At 72.2% G+C, this 17,701-nt stretch carries 18 protein-coding genes; 7 read left to right on the forward strand and 11 right to left on the reverse strand.

Going from position 1 to position 17,701, the window contains the following annotated elements; all coding sequences use genetic code 11:
- Nucleotides 1-117 precede the first annotated feature (117 nt).
- From purM to ACPYN7_RS00145, 6 genes are read right to left on the reverse strand one after another with little or no spacing between them, the layout of a single operon-like run.
- The gene (purM, locus tag ACPYN7_RS00120; protein WP_058873770.1) at nt 118-1,275 is read right to left on the reverse strand and encodes a phosphoribosylformylglycinamidine cyclo-ligase; all 1,158 of its coding nucleotides are present in this window, start codon (nt 1,273-1,275) and stop codon (nt 118-120) included.
- Between the two features lies 1 nt (nt 1,276).
- Nucleotides 1,277-3,073, reverse strand: coding sequence for an amidophosphoribosyltransferase (purF, locus tag ACPYN7_RS00125; RefSeq protein WP_058873769.1), 1,797 nt, complete (start codon nt 3,071-3,073; stop codon nt 1,277-1,279).
- A gap of 5 nt (nt 3,074-3,078) precedes the next feature.
- Nucleotides 3,079-3,513: a hypothetical protein gene (locus tag ACPYN7_RS00130; RefSeq protein ID WP_424346320.1), complete on the reverse strand. Its 435-nt coding sequence runs from the start codon at nt 3,511-3,513 to the stop codon at nt 3,079-3,081.
- A gap of 10 nt (nt 3,514-3,523) precedes the next feature.
- Nucleotides 3,524-3,889 carry a sterol carrier family protein gene (locus tag ACPYN7_RS00135; protein WP_424346321.1) on the reverse strand — a complete coding sequence of 122 codons (366 nt, stop codon included), beginning with the start codon at nt 3,887-3,889 and terminating at the stop codon, nt 3,524-3,526.
- Between the two features lie 3 nt (nt 3,890-3,892).
- Nucleotides 3,893-4,924, reverse strand: a complete 1,032-nt coding sequence (locus ACPYN7_RS00140; protein ID WP_424346322.1) for an asparaginase — start codon at nt 4,922-4,924, stop codon at nt 3,893-3,895.
- Nucleotides 4,925-4,962: 38 nt separating this feature from the next.
- The gene (locus ACPYN7_RS00145) at nt 4,963-5,271 is read right to left on the reverse strand and encodes a hypothetical protein (RefSeq protein ID WP_424346323.1); all 309 of its coding nucleotides are present in this window, start codon (nt 5,269-5,271) and stop codon (nt 4,963-4,965) included.
- A gap of 169 nt (nt 5,272-5,440) precedes the next feature.
- Here ACPYN7_RS00145 and purD point away from each other — a divergent pair, with 169 nt between their 5' ends.
- On the forward strand, nt 5,441-6,763 hold the full coding sequence (gene purD, locus ACPYN7_RS00150) for a phosphoribosylamine--glycine ligase (RefSeq protein WP_424346324.1): 1,323 nt from the start codon (nt 5,441-5,443) through the stop codon (nt 6,761-6,763).
- Complete coding sequence (locus tag ACPYN7_RS00155; protein ID WP_058873763.1) at nt 6,760-7,740, forward strand: phosphoribosylaminoimidazolesuccinocarboxamide synthase; 981 nt, start codon at nt 6,760-6,762, stop codon at nt 7,738-7,740. The genes purD and ACPYN7_RS00155 overlap by 4 nt, the downstream gene beginning before the upstream one ends.
- A gap of 20 nt (nt 7,741-7,760) precedes the next feature.
- Here the strand turns inward: ACPYN7_RS00155 and ACPYN7_RS00160 are convergent, their stop codons facing one another.
- Genes ACPYN7_RS00160 through ACPYN7_RS00170 form a run of 3 tightly spaced genes read right to left on the reverse strand, consistent with a single transcriptional unit; the run spans nt 7,761 to nt 9,505 of the window.
- A complete protein-coding gene (locus ACPYN7_RS00160; RefSeq protein ID WP_424346325.1) occupies nt 7,761-8,102 on the reverse strand; it encodes an MGMT family protein in 342 nt (113 codons plus the stop codon).
- Nucleotides 8,099-9,310: a sensor histidine kinase gene (locus tag ACPYN7_RS00165; RefSeq protein ID WP_424346326.1), complete on the reverse strand. Its 1,212-nt coding sequence runs from the start codon at nt 9,308-9,310 to the stop codon at nt 8,099-8,101. The genes ACPYN7_RS00160 and ACPYN7_RS00165 overlap by 4 nt, the downstream gene beginning before the upstream one ends.
- A gap of 36 nt (nt 9,311-9,346) precedes the next feature.
- A complete protein-coding gene (locus tag ACPYN7_RS00170; RefSeq protein WP_424346327.1) occupies nt 9,347-9,505 on the reverse strand; it encodes a hypothetical protein in 159 nt (52 codons plus the stop codon).
- A 219-nt stretch (nt 9,506-9,724) separates the two neighbouring features.
- Here ACPYN7_RS00170 and ACPYN7_RS00175 point away from each other — a divergent pair, with 219 nt between their 5' ends.
- Nucleotides 9,725-10,405, forward strand: coding sequence for a response regulator (locus tag ACPYN7_RS00175; protein WP_424346328.1), 681 nt, complete (start codon nt 9,725-9,727; stop codon nt 10,403-10,405).
- 470 nt (nt 10,406-10,875) lie between these two features.
- Here ACPYN7_RS00175 and ACPYN7_RS00180 read toward each other — a convergent pair whose 3' ends face one another.
- A complete protein-coding gene (locus ACPYN7_RS00180; protein WP_424346329.1) occupies nt 10,876-11,613 on the reverse strand; it encodes a FadR/GntR family transcriptional regulator in 738 nt (245 codons plus the stop codon).
- A 150-nt stretch (nt 11,614-11,763) separates the two neighbouring features.
- The gene (locus ACPYN7_RS00185) at nt 11,764-13,551 is read right to left on the reverse strand and encodes an L-lactate permease (RefSeq protein WP_424346330.1); all 1,788 of its coding nucleotides are present in this window, start codon (nt 13,549-13,551) and stop codon (nt 11,764-11,766) included.
- A gap of 274 nt (nt 13,552-13,825) precedes the next feature.
- Here ACPYN7_RS00185 and ACPYN7_RS00190 point away from each other — a divergent pair, with 274 nt between their 5' ends.
- The 4 genes from ACPYN7_RS00190 to ACPYN7_RS00205 all read left to right on the forward strand — a co-directional run bounded on the left by ACPYN7_RS00190 (nt 13,826) and on the right by ACPYN7_RS00205 (nt 17,604).
- Nucleotides 13,826-14,677 carry a (Fe-S)-binding protein gene (locus tag ACPYN7_RS00190; RefSeq protein WP_424346331.1) on the forward strand — a complete coding sequence of 284 codons (852 nt, stop codon included), beginning with the start codon at nt 13,826-13,828 and terminating at the stop codon, nt 14,675-14,677.
- Nucleotides 14,674-16,395: a LutB/LldF family L-lactate oxidation iron-sulfur protein gene (locus ACPYN7_RS00195; RefSeq protein ID WP_424346332.1), complete on the forward strand. Its 1,722-nt coding sequence runs from the start codon at nt 14,674-14,676 to the stop codon at nt 16,393-16,395. The genes ACPYN7_RS00190 and ACPYN7_RS00195 overlap by 4 nt, the downstream gene beginning before the upstream one ends.
- On the forward strand, nt 16,392-17,033 hold the full coding sequence (locus ACPYN7_RS00200; RefSeq protein WP_424346333.1) for a LutC/YkgG family protein: 642 nt from the start codon (nt 16,392-16,394) through the stop codon (nt 17,031-17,033). The genes ACPYN7_RS00195 and ACPYN7_RS00200 overlap by 4 nt, the downstream gene beginning before the upstream one ends.
- Before the next feature lie 244 nt (nt 17,034-17,277).
- The gene (locus ACPYN7_RS00205; protein ID WP_424346334.1) at nt 17,278-17,604 is read left to right on the forward strand and encodes a CHY zinc finger protein; all 327 of its coding nucleotides are present in this window, start codon (nt 17,278-17,280) and stop codon (nt 17,602-17,604) included.
- Nucleotides 17,605-17,701 lie beyond the last annotated feature (97 nt).

A 17,701-nucleotide genomic window follows, 5' to 3' on the forward strand; every position in this document is an offset into this window, starting at 1 on the left:
CCAGGACGAGCACCTTCTTCGCGTGTCCGCAGCACAGGAAGAGCCCCGCCGGCCGGCGGGGCTCTTCCTGTGCTGCTCGTTGCTCTCCTGTGCTGCTTGTCGCTCCGCCGCGCCGGATCAGCCCGTGTAGGCGTTGACCATGCGCACCGCGCCGCCGTCCACGCCCTTCGCGCCCTGCACCCAGTCGGGCCCGTCGTGGTCGGCGCCGGGGTCGAGCTCGCCCACGGTGCCCATGACCCACGAGGGCAGGCCGCGGGCGGTGAGGTGTGCGACGGCGTCGTCGGCCACCGCCGGGTCGACGATCGCGACCATGCCCACGCCGAGGTTGAGGGTGCGCTCGAGATCGGGCAGCGGGACGTTGCCGAGCTGGCTGATGAGCTGGAAGATCGCGGGCAGCTCCCAGGTGCTGCGGTCCACCGTGGCCTCGAGCCCGCCGGGCAGCACCCGGGCGAGGTTCGCGGCCAGGCCGCCGCCGGTCACGTGGCTGAAGCCGCGGACACCGTGGCCCGTGGTCCGCTCGGGTCCGTTGACGGGGAAGGCGGCGACGAGGTCCAGGACGTCCGCGGCGTAGACGCGCGTGGGCTCCAGGAGCTCCTCGCCCAGGGTGCGGCCGAGCTCGGAGACCTGCCGGTCCAGCGACCACCCGGCCACGTTGATGACCTTGCGCACCAGGGAGTACCCGTTGGAGTGCAGCCCGGAGGAGGCCATGCCGATGACCACGTCGCCGGCGCGCACGCGGTCGGGGCCCAGCAGCTCGTCGGCCTCGACCACGCCGGTGGCGGCTCCCGCGACGTCGTACTCGTCCGGGCGCAGCAGGCCCGGGTGCTCGGCGGTCTCCCCGCCGACCAGGGCGGTGCCGGCCTGCTCGCAGGCGGCGGCGATGCCGCGCACGATGTCCGCGACCCGCTCGGGCACCACGCGGCCGGTGGCGATGTAGTCGGTCATGAACAGGGGCTTGGCGCCCACCACGACGATGTCGTCGACGACCATGCCCACGAGGTCGAAGCCGATCGTGTCGTGCACGTCGAGCGTCTGGGCGATCGCGACCTTCGTGCCCACGCCGTCGGTCGAGGTGGCGAGGTAGGGCTTGCGGTAGGCGAGCAGCTCCGAGACGTCGTAGAGCCCGGCGAACCCGCCGACCCCGCCGATCACGTGGGGGGTGTGCGTGGCCTTGACCGCGCTCTTCATGAGCTCGACGGCGCGGTCTCCCGCCTCGACGTCCACGCCCGCGCTGGCGTAGGTGACGGTGCGGTTCGTGGAGGGGGGCTGGGCCATGTCAGGCGTCCTTCGCGGTCTCGTGCTGGGCGGCGTGCTGGGATCCGGGGGCTGCGGCGGGCCCGGTGGCGGGTCCGGCCGCGGGTCCGGCGGGGACGCGGTCCTCGGGCAGGATCAGGTCCTCGAGGTCGGAGTCGGGCCCGGGGTCGCACCCGGTGGAGGTCTCCTGCACGCCCGGGTCCTCGTCGGAGATGCTGGTGCGCTCGGCGGGCCGGGGGGAGCGGCCGTCGGTGGCCGAGGGGCGGGTGTCGATGGACACGGCGGAGGCGTGCTCCGGCCGCTGCGCCACGGACGGTCCGCCCGGTGCGCGGCGGGGCGAGGAGTCCACGGGCGTGCTGCGGGTCTCGAACACGTTCTTGCCGAGCTTGTCCGCGTCCGGCAGCCGGGTGGGATAGGTCCCGGAGAAGCACGCGGTGCACAGCTCGGTGCGCTCCTGCGCGGTGGCGGCGATCATCCCGTCCTCGGAGATGTAGCCGAGGGAGTCCGCGCCCAGGGACGCCCTGATCTCCTCGACCCCGAGGCCGTTGGCGATCAGCTCGGCGCGGGAGGCGAAGTCGATGCCGTAGAAGCACGGCCACTTGATGGGCGGGGAGGAGATCCGCACGTGGATCTCGGCGGCCCCGGCCTCCCGGAGCATCCGGATGAGGGCGCGCTGGGTGTTGCCGCGCACGATGGAATCGTCGATGACCACGAGCCGCTTGCCCGCCACCACGGACTTCAGCGGGTTGAGCTTGAGCCGGATGCCGAGCTGGCGGATGGTGTCCGAGGGCTGGATGAACGTCCGTCCCACATAGGCGTTCTTGACCAGGCCGTTGCCGAACGGGATGCCGGACTCCTCGGCGTAGCCGATGGCGGCAGGGGTACCGGACTCGGGGGTCGGCATGACGAGGTCCGCGTCGATCCCGTGCTCCCGGGCGAGCCGGCGGCCCATCTCCACGCGGGACTCGTACACGGAGCGGCCGTTGATGGTGGTGTCCGGGCGGGCCAGGTAGACGTACTCGAACACGCACGCGGCGCGGCGGGTCTCGGCGAAGCGCTGGGAGCGCAGGCCGTGCTCGTCGATCACCACGAACTCGCCGGGCTCGATCTCGCGGACCAGGGACGCGCCCACGATGTCCAGGGCGGCGGTCTCCGAGGCCACCACCCAGCCGCGCTCGAGCCGGCCGAGCACCAGCGGGCGGATGCCCTGCGGGTCGCGGGCGGCGTAGAGGGCGTTCTCGTCCATGAAGGCCAGGCAGAAGGAGCCCACGAGCTGGGGGAGCAAATGCATGGCCGCGTCCTCGAGGGAGCCGTGCGGGTGCTCGGCCAGCAGCGCGGTGACCAGCGCGGTGTCCGTGGTGTTGCCCTGCGCCATCTCGCCCTGGGAGGGGAACCCGGACTTGTCGATCAGCTTCTCGTACAGCTCGGCCGAGTTGGTCAGGTTGCCGTTGTGCGCGAGCGCCACGGTGCCGTGCGGGGTGGCGCCCAGGGTGGGCTGGGCGTTGGCCCAGTGGGACCCGCCCGTGGTCGAGTACCGGCAGTGGCCCACGGCCAGGTGCCCGGTCAGGGTGGTGAGGGTCGCCTCGTCGAAGACCTGCGAGACGAGCCCCATGTCCTTGTACACCGCGATCCGGCTACCGTCGCTCGCGGCGATGCCGGCGGACTCCTGGCCGCGGTGCTGCAGGGCGTAGAGGCCGTAGTAGGCCAGTTTCGCGACCTCCTCGCCGGGGGCCCAGACCCCGAACACGCCGCACGCGTCCTGGGGGCCCTTCTCTCCGGGGAGCAGGTCGTGGCTGAGTTGTCCATCAGGGCGAACCACGTCGATCAGCCTTCTCTCGAGCGTCGGGGGTCGGTGGGCCGGGGATCGTCCGCCGGCGCGCCGGAGGGGGCGCCGCCGTCCCCGTCCACGACCTCGGTGGTGACGGCCCGTGCCCGGGCCACGGAGACCCGGTCCAGCACGAGGGCCAGGACGGCGCCGGCGGCCAGGCCCAGGACCGTGCAGACGGAGACCATGAACAGGGTCACGGCCCCCTGGGTGAACTCGGCGCTGCCCCCGCCGGCCAGCCCCACGAGCACGCCCACGACGGCGCCGAGGACGCCGCCGAGCAGGACGAACGCCCAGATGTTGGGGGCGCGGCGCAGGGTCATCTGCTGGTTGCCGGAGGCGGCCAGCGGCACGACGGCCCGTTCCCGGCGGCGCCGGCGCGGGAACCTCCGCGGGGACGGGCGCGCGGAGGGGGATGAGGGAGTGGAGCTCATGTCCTCAAGGCTACCGGGGAAAGAGGGGCAGGGCGTCCGCGAGATCGGTCCGTGTGCCCGAGGCCACAGCCGCGCCGGAGGCGACGGCCTCCGGCCAGGTCACGGCGCCCGTGACCAGGCCGAGCCACGTGCGGGCGTCGGTCTCGACGACGTTGGGCGGGGTCCCGCGGGTGTGCCGGGGCCCGGCCACGCACTGGGTCACGCCGAAGGGCGGGACGCGCACCTCCACGCTGTTGCCGGGCACCCGCTCGGCGAGCTCCTCGAGCGCGTAGCGCACGGCGGTGGCCACGGTCCGGCGCGGGGCGCCGTCCGGGTCCGCACGCCAGGCGCTCAGGGCCAGGGTCCCGTCCGCGGGGTCGACGCGGCGGCGGGCCACGGCCTAGTCCTGCCCGAGGGCCCAGACCGCCTCCGGCCCGAGCAGCTCCAGCAGGGGCTCGGCGAGGCGGAGCCGCCCGACGGGGCGGGCGCCGCCCATGACCGGGCGCACCACGCGGCCGATCACCGCGGCGGCCGCCGGGGCGGGCACGGCCCCGGCGTGGGCGAGCAGGCTCAGGCCGACGAGCGCGTTGGCGCGGGAGCCGCCGTCGAGGACCTTGAGCGCCACCGACCACCCGCTGCGGGTGCCGAGCGCGAGCACGCCCTCCGCCCCGAGCTTCGCCACGACGTCCAGCTCCTCCATGACCACGGTGTTGTACTTGCCGGGACCGTGCACGAGCTCGGGGTAGTCGAGCATGCACTGGGCCACCGTGGCGGCGCGGGCGTCGGCGTCCAGGTTGCCCGCGGCCCGGCCCAGGGTCGAGTAGGCCCGGGCGAGACCGGTCAGGGAGATCGCCGCGAGGGGCGCGCCGCACCCGTCGACGCCCACGTGGGCCACGGGCTCGCCGGAGAACTCCGCGACGGTCTCCAGCACGGTCCGCTGCAGGGGGTGCTCCGGGTCCAGGTAGCTGTCCGTGGGCCACTCGTTCTCCGTGCAGGCCCACAGGAACGCGGCGTGCTTGCCGGAGCAGTTCATGCAGATCCGGGCCCGGCCGCGTCCGGCCCGGACGAGCTCGGTGCGGACCTCCTCGTCCTCGGGCCAGTCCGGCGGGCACTGGAGCGCCTCCTCCGTCAGGCCGGCGGCCGTCAGGATCGAGCTCACGGCGTCGAGCTGCTCGAAGGAGCCGATGTGGGACGCGGAGGCGATGGCCACCTGGGCTCCGCGCAGCGGGACGCCGGCCTTCATGGCGGCGATGGTCTGGAACGGCTTGAGCGTGGAGCGGGGGAAGATCGGGGTGCCGATGTCGCCCAGCTCCACCGCCACGGACCCGTCCGGGGCCAGGACCACGGCGGAGCCGCGGTGGCGGGACTCGACGAAGCCGCTGCGCTCGACGACGGCGAGGTCCACGGCACGGTCCGAGGTGAAGGTCTGCATCGCCCCAGTATGTCAGCCGGGCCGGGCCCGCCCCGGGCTCAGTTGTCGGTGCCGGCCTCGGCGTCGGTGTCCGCCCCGGTGCCCGCGCCGCCGGCGTCGCCCGCGTCGCCCTCGGGGGCAGTGCCCTCGGCGCCCGTGTCGGTCGTGGCGTCGTCGCCCATGCCGGTCTGCTCCGCGGTGGGGTCGGAGGCCGGCCCGGACTGGTCCAGGATGGTCGCGGGAGCCGTCTCGGCCGGAGCCTCGGGCGGCGCCTCCGTCCCGGAGTTGTCGGTGTTGTCGCAGCCGGCCAGGAAGAGGCCCAGGACCGCTGCGGCGGATGCTGCTGTGAGTCGTCGCTGCCTGTTCATTCCTCCACGGTAGGCCGGTGGCCGGGCTCACCAGCGAAGATGTCCGAGGACGTCGGCGGGGCACGGGAACTGTGAGCACATCGTCAGGGTGCTTACCTACAATGGGAGGTTGGCCTGCGGCGGGGGCATCGATGTGTCAGAAGCCGCTGCCGCCAACTAGCCTGAGGGCGTGAAGGTTCTGGTACTGGGCCCCGGAGGCCGCGAACACGCAATCATCCGCGCACTGCTGGCGGACCCCGAGGTCGCGCAGGTGCACTGTGCGCCGGGCAACGCCGGGATCGCCCAGCTCGTCCCCGTGCACGCGGTGGACGCCGACGACCCCGCCGCGGCCACCGCGCTCGCGCGCGAGCTCGCGGTGGACCTCGTCGTCGTCGGGCCCGAGGCCCCGCTGGTGGCCGGCGTGGCCGACGCCCTGCGCGAGGCAGGCTTCCTCGTCTTCGGTCCCTCGCGGGCCGCCGCGCGGCTCGAGGGCTCCAAGGCGTTCGCCAAGGAGGTCATGGCCGCGGCCGGGGTGCCCACCGCGATGGCGCGGGTCGCCGGCACGGAGGAGGAGGCCGCCGACGCCCTCGACACCTTCGGCGCCCCCTACGTCGTCAAGGACGACGGGCTCGCCGCCGGCAAGGGCGTGGTCGTCACCTCCGACCGCGCGGCCGCGCTCGAGCACGCCACCGCGTGCTTCGCCGCGGGCGGGAGCGTGGTGGTCGAGGAGTTCCTCGACGGCCCCGAGGTGTCCCTGTTCGTGCTCACCGACGGCTCCCGCGTGATCCCGCTGAGCCCCGCCCAGGACTTCAAGCGGATCCACGACGACGACGAGGGCCCGAACACCGGCGGCATGGGCGCCTACACGCCGTTGCCGTGGCTGCCGCAGGGCTTCGTGGACGAGGTCGTGGAGCGGGTGGCCCGCCCCACGGTCGACGAGATGCGCCGCCGGGGCACCCCGTTCGTGGGCGTGCTGTACTGCGGGCTGGCCGTGACCACCCGCGGCCTGCGGGTCATCGAGTTCAACGCCCGTTTCGGGGATCCCGAGACCCAGGCCGTGCTGGCCCGGCTCACCACTCCGCTCGGACGGCTCCTGCGGGACGCCGCGGCCGGTCGCCTCGACGAGGCGGAGCGGCTGCGCTGGCGGCCCGAGACGGCCGTCGCCGTGGTGGTCGCCGCGCAGGACTACCCGGACAGCCCCCGGAAGGGCGATCCGATCGGCGGACTGGAGGAGGCGGAGGCCCTCGAGGGCGTGCACGTGGTCCACGCCGGCACCGCCGTGGCCCGCGAGGGCGAGCATGCCGGGCGGATCGTCTCCGCCGGCGGGCGCGTGCTCGCCGTCGTCGGCCTCGGGGCCGACCTCCACGACGCCCGCGAGCGCGCGTACCGGGGCGTGGGGCTCGTGGCGCTCGAGGGCTCCCAGCACCGCACCGACATCGCGCTGAAGGCAGCCCGGGGCCTCGTCACCGTCCCCGGCGCCTCCGATCCCCGACCCCGTCAGGAGCAGGCATGACCGAGCAGGGCACCGTCAGCACGCCTCCGGAGATCCCCGGGTGGACGCACATCTACTCCGGCAAGGTCCGGGAGCTCTACGTTCCCGACGAGTCGCGGCTGCGGGCCACGGGGGTGGCCATCTACGACGACGCCGAGTACCGGGCCGGCTCGGTCCTGGTGCTGGCCACGGACCGGATCAGCGCGTTCGACGAGATCCTCCCCACGGAGATCCCGGACAAGGGCAAGATCCTGACGCAGCTGTCCCTGTGGTGGTTCGAGCAGCTCGCGGGCGTGCCCAACCACGTCCTGTCGACCGACGTGCACGAGTCCGTGCGCGGGCGCGCCGTCGTGTGCAAGAACCTGTCCATGTTCCCCGTCGAGTGCATCGCCCGAGGCTACCTGACCGGATCCGGGCTCAAGGACTACCGGGAGACCGGCGAGGTGTGCGGGATCGCGCTGCCCCCCGGGCTCGTGGACGGCTCCCGGCTGGAGCAGCCGATCTTCACCCCGACCGGCAAGGCGGAGGTGGGGGAGCACGACCTGCCCATCACGTTCCAGGAGATGGCCGACGGGGTCGGCCACGCGGTGGCCGACCGGCTGCGCGAGCTGACCCTGGAGATCTACAGCGCCGCCGAGCGGATCGCCCGCGAGCGGGGGATCATCGTGGCCGACACCAAGGTGGAGTTCGGACTGGACTCCTACCGCGGCGCGATCACCCTCGGGGACGAGGTGCTCACCCCCGACTCCTCCCGCTTCTGGGACGCCGAGACCTACGAGCCGGGCCAGGCCCAGCCCTCCTTCGACAAGCAGTACGTGCGGGACTGGCTGCGCTCCGACGAGTCCGGCTGGAACGGGACCGGCCCCGTGCCCCCGCTGCCGGAGCAGGTGGTGGAACGGACCCGCGCGCGCTACGTCGAGGCGTTCGAGCGGCTCACCGGCAGGACCTTCGACCCGGACGGCAAGTTCTTCGAGGTGGCCGGCCCGCTGGACTTCTGAGCCGGGGCGCGGAACGGCAGCTACCCGCCGGACGGATCCGGGGTCCACAGCGCGCGGCCCATGTCCACGCGCACGAGGTGCCGGTCGTCCTCGCGCAGGGGCGTGCCCTCGTCCCGGTACCGGACCCGGGCCTCGGCCTGGAGGTGGTCGGCGAGGGTGCCCTGCACGGTGACCACCCGCCACCACGGGAGCTCCTGGCCGGTCGGATTGCGCGCCATGACGGTGCCCACCACCCGCGGCGAGCGGCACTCGGCCAGCTCCGCGACGTCCCCGTAGGACAGCACCCGACCCGGAGGGATCCCGGCGACGACGTCCGCCACGCGCCGCGCCAGGCCGGGGTCCGGCTCGGCCCGCCGGGTCACAGGGCGTCCCGGCCGTCCACGGGCAGGCACACGTCGAGGACCCACTGCCCGTCCTGCGGCCCGCTCTCGGCGCGGCCGCCGAGCAGGGACACGCGCTCCGTGATGCCTCGCAGGCCGAGCCCCGAGGACAGCTCCGAGGAGTGGTTGCCCGTGCGCTGGTGGCTGCGCGGCATTGGGTTCAGCACGCGCAGGCGCAGCTCGTGCTCGTCCGCCGCCACCTCGATCCGGCAGCCGGACCCGCGCGGGGCGTACTTGATGATGTTGGTGACGGACTCCTGCAGGATGCGGGCGGCCGTGCCGCGCACGGTGGTGGGCATGGCCTCGAGGTCCCCGGTGAGGACGAGGTCCGGTTCGAAGCGCAGGTCCCGCAGGCTCGCCGCCAGCGACGTGACCACGTGCTCCAGGCTGCCGATGGACAGGCCGGCGCCCGTGACGTCCCGCGGGTGCTCGCCCTCGTTCTCGTTGCGGAGCAGCCGCAGCATCACCCGCAGCTCGTGCAGGGCCGAGCGCGCGGCGTCCTCAACGGTCTCGAGGACCTGGTGCAGCTCGCCGACATTGCCGGAACGGCGCCGGCTCATCGTCTGCATCGTGATGAGGGTGAGCTCGTGGGCGACGACGTCGTGCAGGTCGCGGGCCAGCGCCTGCCGCTCGTCCTCCCGGAGCCGCTCGTTGAGAATCTCGAGGTCCCGGACCTGTTGCTCGTTGTGGCGTCGTTGCTGTGTGAAGTACCGGACGGCTGCCCCGATCACGAAAGAAACCAGCAACAGGCCTGTCAGACCGATGAAGATGTTGGGTTCGTCGGGACGGCGGAGATACGCGGGAACGCACCAGATGCCGTACACGATCATGTGCGTTTTGACGAACGGGGCAGATGCCGTCGCGACGACCGCGATGGTCACCACGGCGAAGCCGGTCACCAGAGATCCGTAGTCGCCGAGGGCCAGTGAGGTGATGAGGCAGGTAATGGAGAAGATTGATGCCCACGTCGACCGCCAGGCGGTCAGTGCCAGCGCACCGTAGGAGAGGAAGGCGTTAAGGGCTTCCAGGCCTTCCAGGGGTTCGCCCTCCTGGAAGTCCGAGTACAGCGAACGGAGGTCTGCGGCGAACCAGACGACCGCTGCAAGCACAATCACCACGGACAGCCAGCGAGCCACGGGCTCGGCATCGAGGAACGACGCGCTGCTGATTGTGCGTGGTGATCGGCGCATGGGTGCAATTACATCAGTCACACCCAGAGACTTATCTCATCGGCAGAAGAAGGAGAAATAAGAGCAGACAACACCGCGGGTGAACTGGGGGGTCACCACCATGCCGCCGGCGTTCGCGGGGGCAACGGGGCCGACGACGAAGGACGCGGCGAGGGCGGCAGAGGCGACGGCGGTGGCAAGCTTCTTCTTGGACATGGGGGGCTCCTTGGATCACGAGAGCAGCACCGGATCGGGGGGATTGCGGCCGGTGTGGGGGAGAGATGTCCCGGCTGCGAGGGGGGTGTGCTGCCCTGGTGCTTTCCATTTTGCCAACGTTAACCGAGCGAACCTATCGACCTTTGTCCAGACCATTTGTGACTTTTGGCGAATATGACGTGTTGCACTTTGGGGGACACGGAAAAATAGACTGTGCGAGTGACTGATTGCAGAGTGCTTGTCGTGGACGACCAGCCGTTGATGCTGGAGGCCCTGAAGTCCTTCTTCTCGGCCGAGCCCGGGTTCGAGGTCATCGCGACGGCGGCCAACGGCCGCGAGGCCGTCGACCGATGTCTGGCGGCCGACCCGGACGTGGTGCTGATGGACATGAAGATGCCCGTGATGGACGGGATCGAGGCCACCCGGGAGATCACCTCGCGCAGCCCGCGGTCCAAGGTGCTGGCGCTCACGACGTTCTCCACTCTGGAGTTCGTGGTGCCGGCGCTGCGCGCCGGTGCCGCTGGCTACCTCGTCAAGGACGCCCGGCCGGACGAGATCATCGACGCCGTGAGCCAGGTGCTCAAGGACGAGCTCGCCCTCTCCCCGGCGATCGCGCGGGCGCTCGCGGACAACGTCATCTCCGTCCCGGACCAGCAGCAGGCCCGCTCTGCCGACGACGGCCTGCGCTCCCTGCTGACCGATCGCGAGATGGAGACCGTGACGCTCCTGGCGCAGGGGTTGAGCAACCGGGAGATCGCCGAGCAGATGCACGTCTCCGAGGGCAGCGTGAAGGCCTATCTCGGGCGGGTCTGTGAGAAGTTCGGCGTCCGCGACCGCGTCCAGGCGCTCATCAAGGCGTACCAGAGCGGGCTCGTGGACCCGCAGCTGCGCGATCTCTGAGCCCCCTCCGACTTCCGTCACCCCGGATCCGGACGGAAGTCCAGCGCACTTGTAGACGAAAGTGCATTCATCTGCATCGGCAAGCCCGGCATGATCAGTAGTGCGAGCAGAGAAGAAAAGTCGGTGGATGAGTGAGAGACATCCCCACGGAGCACGGCCCAACCCCCCATGAGGCCGAGCCCCGGACCGGATGGTCCACCGACCTGCTCACGGTAGGGGGCCGCCCCGGGACAGTCCCCCCTGGATCGGGATGCGGCCGCGCAAGGCCTGGATCACCTTGCACCCCCCCTCGGCCGATGGCCCCCTACCGTGCAACCTCTGCCCCGCGACTCCACGCACGAGAGCGGCCGCACCGGAACCGGTGCGGCCGCTCTCGTGCGTTCCGCACTCTTCCGTGCGTTTCGCACCCTCCGGCTGTCCAGCGGGGCGTCCGGCCGGGTCCGGCGCACGGCCTTCCCGGGGTCGTTCGTTCAGTGCTGTCGGCCGTGCTCCTCCTGAGCGGCGGGACTGTGGCCGAAGAACCAGGTGATGTGGTGCCGCAGCGCGGCGGCGGCGTCGTCCCCGCGGCGCTCCTGGGTGGCGCGCAGGATGGCCCGGTGCTGCTCCTGCAGCGTGCGGCGGACCTGCGGCCAGTCGTCGAGGCCGGCGACCGTCTCCTGGACGTACCCGATGGTGGCCTGGCGCAGCGAGGACATGATCGTCTCGACCACCACGTTGCCGGCCAGGGATGCGAGCAGGATGTGGAACTGCGCGTCGGCGGCGTGGAAGCGCTCGTCCGGCAGGTCGGGATCCTCCATGGCGGCGACGAGCTCCGCCGCGTGATCGAGCACCGCCGCCCGCTCCGGGGTCTCGGCCGCGGCGGCGGCCTCGTGGGCGGACTGGGTCTCGAGCAGCAGCCGGGTCTGCATGAGGTCCCGCACCGGCAGGGACCGGGTGGCCACGTGCATCCGCAGCGCCCACCCGAGCGCGGCCGAGGGGTCCGAGATCACGATGGCCCCGGCGTTCGGCCCCGACCCGGTCGAGGAGCGGACCAGCCCCATGGCGTCGAGGACCCGGAATGCTTCGCGGACCGAGGCGCGGGAGATCCCGAACTCCTCGGCCAGGTGGCGTTCTGCGGGCAGTCTGTCGCCCACCGAGATCTCCCCGGAGCGCAGGCGTTCCTCGAGCCAGTCAAGGACGAGGGTGTAGGTGCGTGTGACCGCGGGCACGAGGGGCTCCTGGAGGGTATATGGGGAACCGGACCATTCTAGAGAGACCGCGAGGCTGCACCTGACCGGATGGGTCGGGCGCAGCCTCGGGGCCCCGGAGGCGTGGGGCCGGCACCTGACATGCCGTCGGCACCGGCCCCACGTGCCGGATCAGACCCGGAGCTCGCTCCTGGCGGGCGCGTCCTTGCGCCACAACCAGCGGGCGATGAGGGCCAGTCCGGCGACGAGCAGGACCAGCATGACGGTGCCCAGGTTGAGACCCACCCCGTGGATGAAGAGGTACGCGACCGCGCCGCCGGCGAGGCAGTAGTAGGTGGTCACGATGATGGTCTTGCGCAGCAGGTCTCCCTCGCGCCCGAGCAGGCCCACGGTGGCGGAGGCCGCCACGATGTTGTGGATGGCGATCGGGTTGCCGCCGGCGCCGCCGATGGCCTGGGCGGCCACCACGAGCTCGGGCCGGTCGAGACCGATCGCGGCGCCGGTGGAGAACTGGAACTGGGAGAACGTCAGGTTGGACACGGTGTTCGACCCGGCGATGAAGGCGCCCAGCGCGCCGATCCAGGGTGCGATCAGCGGCCAGGAGCCGCCCGAGATCGCGGCGGCGCCCTCGGCGAGGGTGACCGGCATGCTGGAGAGCCCCGAGTCGTTGAGGGCCGGGCCGGACTGGATGAGCACGCGCACCAGGGGCACGGCGAAGAGCAGGGCGGCGGCGGTGCCGGCGAGCTGGCCGGCCGAGATCTTGAGGGTCTGGGCGATCTCGCGGGAGCTCATCCGGTGCAGCAGGTAGGCGAAGACCGAGGCGAGGATCAGCACGAAGCCGGGGAGGTAGAACGGCTGGACGGTGGTGCTGATCTCGGTGCCGAGGATGTTCTCGAACGGGATCGCCAGGCCGGTCAGCCACTCCTTCAGCGGGGCGATGACGCGGGTGGCCACCAGCAGCCCTGCCATCAGGGCGTAGGGAGCCCAGGCGCGGAGCGTGCTCATGTGCGTGGACACGTCCGTGGCCTCGGCCGGCTCGATGGTGCCCATCCAGCGGGCGGGCCAGGAGTTCCGGGGGCCGAACTGGAAGGTGTCCTTGGGCATGAGGAAGCCCTTGCTGGAGGTGAACATCACCAGCACCAGGCCGAGGATCCCGCCGAACATCGAGGGGAACTCGGGGCCGAGGAAGCGGGCCACCAGCACGTAGGGGACGGTCATGGCCAGGGAGGCGTACACGGCGAAGGGCCACACGGCCAGCCCGTCGCGGAAGCGGCGGTCGGGGCCGAAGAAGCCGGTGAGCAGGGTCACGAGGATCAGCGGGATGAGGATGCCCACGATGCCGTGCATGGCCGCCGTGTAGAAGCCGATCGAGTTGACCAACTCGGGCATGGTCACGCCCAGGACCTCGACGCGCTCGGCGACCGCGGGATCCCCGCCCAGGCCCCCCGCGACGCCCACCAGGATGGGTGTGCCGACCGCGCCGAAGCTCACGGGCGTGGACTGGACGATCAGCCCCACCATGACCGCGGCCATCGCGGGGAAGCCCATGGCCAGCAGCAGCGGGGCCACCACTGCGGCCGTGGTGCCGAAGCCCGAGACGCCCTCGATGAACGAGCCGAAGAGCCAGCCGATGATGATGGCCTGGATCCGCCGGTCGGCCGAGATGTTGTTGAAGCCGGCGCGGATCGTGGCCATCGCCCCGCCCACGGTGAGGGTGGAGAGCAGCAGCAGGGCACCGAAGACGATGTAGAGCATGGTGATGGCCACGATGAGGCCCTCCACGGTGGCGGCCAGCACGCCGGTGAAGCTCATCTGCCACACGGTCAGCGCCACCACGACGGCGGCCAGGTAGCCCACCGGCATCGCGAACTTCGCCGGCCATCGGAAACCGGCCAGGAGCACGCCCACCAGGAGCAGGGGCAGCAGAGCCAGGAGGCTCAGCACAGCGAGGTTGTCCACGGAGAGATCCTTTCTGGGCCCGCCTCGTCGAGGACGGGCGGGGGAAGAGGACGGGTGTGCGGTGCAGGTCCGGTCACCGGATGAAGCTATGGTCGGACCACAATGGTCTGACCACAAAGAGTACATGACCCACGTCACAACCCCAACCCCTTCGGCCCCGGGAAAACCGGCCGGCCGCCGGCTCGTTGTGGCGCTCGTCTCACTGGTCTAGCATGGTCAGACCACACGCGGCGCCCCCGTCGTCGTCCCTTCCGCTCCTCGTTCCGGAGGTCCCATGAGAATCGCCCTGTTCGCCACGTGCATCGTGGACGCGATGTACCCGCGGGTCGCCCTGGCCACGGTGCGGGTGCTCGAGCGGCTCGGCCACGAGGTGGTGTTCCCGCCGGGCCAGGGCTGCTGCTCCCAGATGCACGTCAACAGCGGCTACTTCGACGACGCCCTGCCCGTGGTGCGCAACCACGTCAAGGCCTTCTCCGCCGCGGACTACGACGTGGCCGTGGCCCCCTCCGGCTCCTGTGTGGCCTCCTTGGGCCACCAGCAGCCGATGATCGCCCGCGCCGGCGGCGACGAGGACCTCGCCCGGGACGCCGCGGCCGTCGCCGCGACCACCTACGAGCTCTCGCAGCTGCTGACCGACGTGCTCGGCGTGACGGACGCGGCCGCGCAGCTCGGCTCCTGGTTCCCGCACCGGGTGACCTACCACCCGTCCTGCCACGGGATGCGGCTGCTGCGCCTGGGGGACCGGCAGAAGGACCTGGTGGCCTCGGTCGGCGACATCGACTTCGTCGAGCTGCCCGACGCCGAGGAGTGCTGCGGATTCGGGGGGACCTTCTCCTTCAAGAACCCCGACGTCTCCGCGGCGATGGCCGAGGAGAAGATCGGCAATATCGTCTCGACCGGCGCCGAGCTGTGCACCGGGGGGGACGCCTCCTGCCTGATGCACCTGGGCGGGGCCATGAACCGCCGGGGCACGGGCGCGGGCACCGTCCACTTCGCCGAGATCCTCGCGTCCACCCGGGGAAACCCGCTCGAGGTCTCCGGGCCGGTCGAGCTGTCCATTCCGGGCCCGGGGGCGCGCCGATCGGCGTCGCCGTCGGCCCCCCACACCACCGGAGGTGCTCGATGAGCCGCACGGCCCTGGGCATGCCCGCCGTCCGCCCCGTCCACGGGCAGGGGAACCTGCACGCGCGGACCGCGTTCCCCGCCGCGGCGAAGGCCGAGCTGGGCAACACGCAGATGCGCGCCAACATCCGCCACGCCACCCACACGATCCGCGGCAAGCGCGCCGCGGTGGCGGGAGAGCTGCCCGACTGGGAGGAGCTGCGCTCGGCCGGCTCCGCGATCAAGGAGCAGGTCATGGCGAACCTGCCGGAGCTGCTCGAGGAGTTCGAGCGCAACGTCACCGCCCGCGGCGGCACGGTGCACTGGGCGCGCGACGCGGAGGAGGCCAACCGGATCGTCACCGAGCTGGTGCAGGCCACCGGGTCCACCGACGTCATCAAGATCAAGTCCATGGCGACCCAGGAGATCGGCCTCGAGGCCCACCTCGAGGAGCACGGGATCACCGCCACGGAGACGGACCTGGCCGAGCTGATCGTGCAGCTGGGCCACGACAAGCCCTCCCACATCCTGGTCCCGGCGATCCACAAGAACCGGCACGAGATCCGCGACATCTTCCTCGCCGAGATGGCCGAGACCGACGAGACGCTCACGTCCGAGCCGCGGGACCTCGCCGAGGCCGCCCGCACGCACCTGCGGGAGAAGTTCCTCTCCACCTCCGTGGCGGTCTCCGGGGCGAACTTCGGGGTGGCCTCCACCGGGACGCTGACCGTGGTGGAGTCCGAGGGCAACGGCCGGATGTGCCTGACCCTGCCCGAGACCCTGATCACGGTGATGGGCATCGAGAAGATCGTGCCCACGTTCCAGGACCTGGAGGTGTTCCTGCAGCTGCTCCCGCGCTCCTCCACCGGGGAGCGGATGAACCCCTACACCTCGATGTGGACGGGCGTGACCCCGGGGGACGGGCCGCAGAACGTGCACGTGGTGCTGCTGGACAACGGCCGCACCGCGGTGCTCGACGACCCCGCCGGGCGCTCCGCGCTGCACTGCATCCGCTGTTCGGCGTGCCTGAACGTCTGCCCCGTCTACGAGCAGGCCGGCGGTCACGCCTACGGCTCCACCTACCCGGGGCCGATCGGGGCGATCCTCTCCCCGCAGCTGACCGGCATCACCTCCGAGGAGAACGCGTCCCTGCCCTACGCCTCCTCGCTGTGCGGGGCCTGCTACGACGTCTGCCCGGTGAAGATCAACATCCCCGAGATCCTCGTGCACCTGCGCGACGAGGACGTGCGCACCCGGCACGGCGAGCGCTCCGACGACGGCGCCGCCGCGGCACCGGCCCGGACCCGGCGCCTGCCGCAGGCCCCGTCCGAGATGGACCTCATGATGAAGGGGGCCTCTTTCGTGATGTCCTCCGGCCGGCGCATGGCGCTCGCCGAGAAGGCCCTGCCGCTGGGCCGGGCCGTCGCCGGCAGGGACCGGGCGATCAGCTGGCTGCCCGGGACCGCCGGGGGATGGACCGACGAGCGCGACATCCCCGCCCCGCCCAAGGAGTCCTTCCGCAACTGGTGGGCCCAGCACGCCGGCGAGACCGCGCAGCGGGTGGCCGCCGACGGCGGCGCCGTCTCCGGCGGCACCCCGTCCGGCGCCGCCGGTGCGACGGCCGGCACCACGTCCGACGGCGCCACAGCCGGCACCACGTCCGACGGCGCCCCGGCCGGGACCGCCCGCGGCCCGCAGGACGCGGCCCGGGAGAACACGCAGCACGACGGGGGAGAGCGATGACTGACGCGAAGACCGAGATCCTGAACCGGATCCGCGGGGCCCTGCACGACACCCCGGCGCCCGCGCCCGCGGAGCGCCGCTATCGCTGGGCCTCGGAGCGTCCGCGCGAGGAGGTCGTCGAGATGCTCGAGGACCGGCTGGTCGACTACCGGGCCGCCGTGCACCACGAGACGCCCGAGTCCCTGCCGGGCAGGATCGCCGAGCTGCTGGGCGCCTCGGCCCGCTACGTGGTCCCCGCCGGCCTCGACCTGTCCTGGCTGCCCGAGGACACCGCCGCCCGCCGGGCGCTGGCGGACCCCGGCGACGCCCGGGCCGCGTCCGCGCTGGGGGTGCGGGAGCTCAATGCCGTGGACGCCGTGGTGACCTCATCGACCGTCTCCTGCGCCGAGACCGGCACGATCTTCCTTACCGGCCGTCCCGACGAGGGCCGCCGGGCGATCAGCCTGGTCCCCGACCACCACATCTGCGTGGTGCCGCTGGACACGGTGGTCGAGCTGATCCCCGAGGCCCTGGCCCGGGTGGAGCCCACGGCCCCGGTCACGATGATCTCCGGGCCCTCCGCGACCTCGGACATCGAGCTCGAGCGCGTGGAGGGCGTGCACGGGCCCCGGACGCTCGACGTGATCCTGCTCGGCTGAGCTCCGGCCCCACCCGTGCGGCGGTTCCGGGCCGTACATCTGCTGCTCCGTGCTGTTCCCGCTCCGTGCTGTTCCCGCTCCGTGCGGTTCCCGCTCCGAGTGGGCCCTGCTCCGTTCAGTGCCCGATGAGTGCGGTCCCTGCTCCGTGCGGTCCTTGCTCCGTACAGTGGTCGCTGTCGGACGAGAACCTCCGGCCGGGCGCCCGAGGGAGGAGCCGGGCGCGGACCCCGCGAGAGGAGCAGCGATGCGACGGATCCTGGGACGTCCGGTGGACGAGCAGACGCGGTGTGTGCACTACCGGACGCCGCTGGACGTGATCGCGATCAAGTTCTGGTGCTGCCGGGAGTACTATCCTTGTCACTTGTGCCACGAGGAGACCGCCGGTCACCCGGCGGCGCAGTGGCCGGCCGAGGACCACGACGCCGAGGCCGTGCTCTGCGGGGTGTGCGGACACGAGCTCTCCGTCCGCGCCTACCTGGCGGCGGACGAGTGCCCGCGGTGCGCGGCACGGTTCAACCCCGGGTGCGCCCTGCACGCCGACCTGTACTTCGAGCCGGGACCCCGGGACTGAGCCCCATCGGCCCCGTGCCCCTCGGATCCGGGACGTCCCGGGCCGGTGGGCTGTGCCTCCGAGTGGCACCGGGACACGGCGACGTCCGCGGGCGAGC

It is taken from the genome of Kocuria sp. CH-021, assembly GCF_049716185.1.
Classification (GTDB): domain Bacteria; phylum Actinomycetota; class Actinomycetes; order Actinomycetales; family Micrococcaceae; genus Kocuria; species Kocuria cellulosilytica.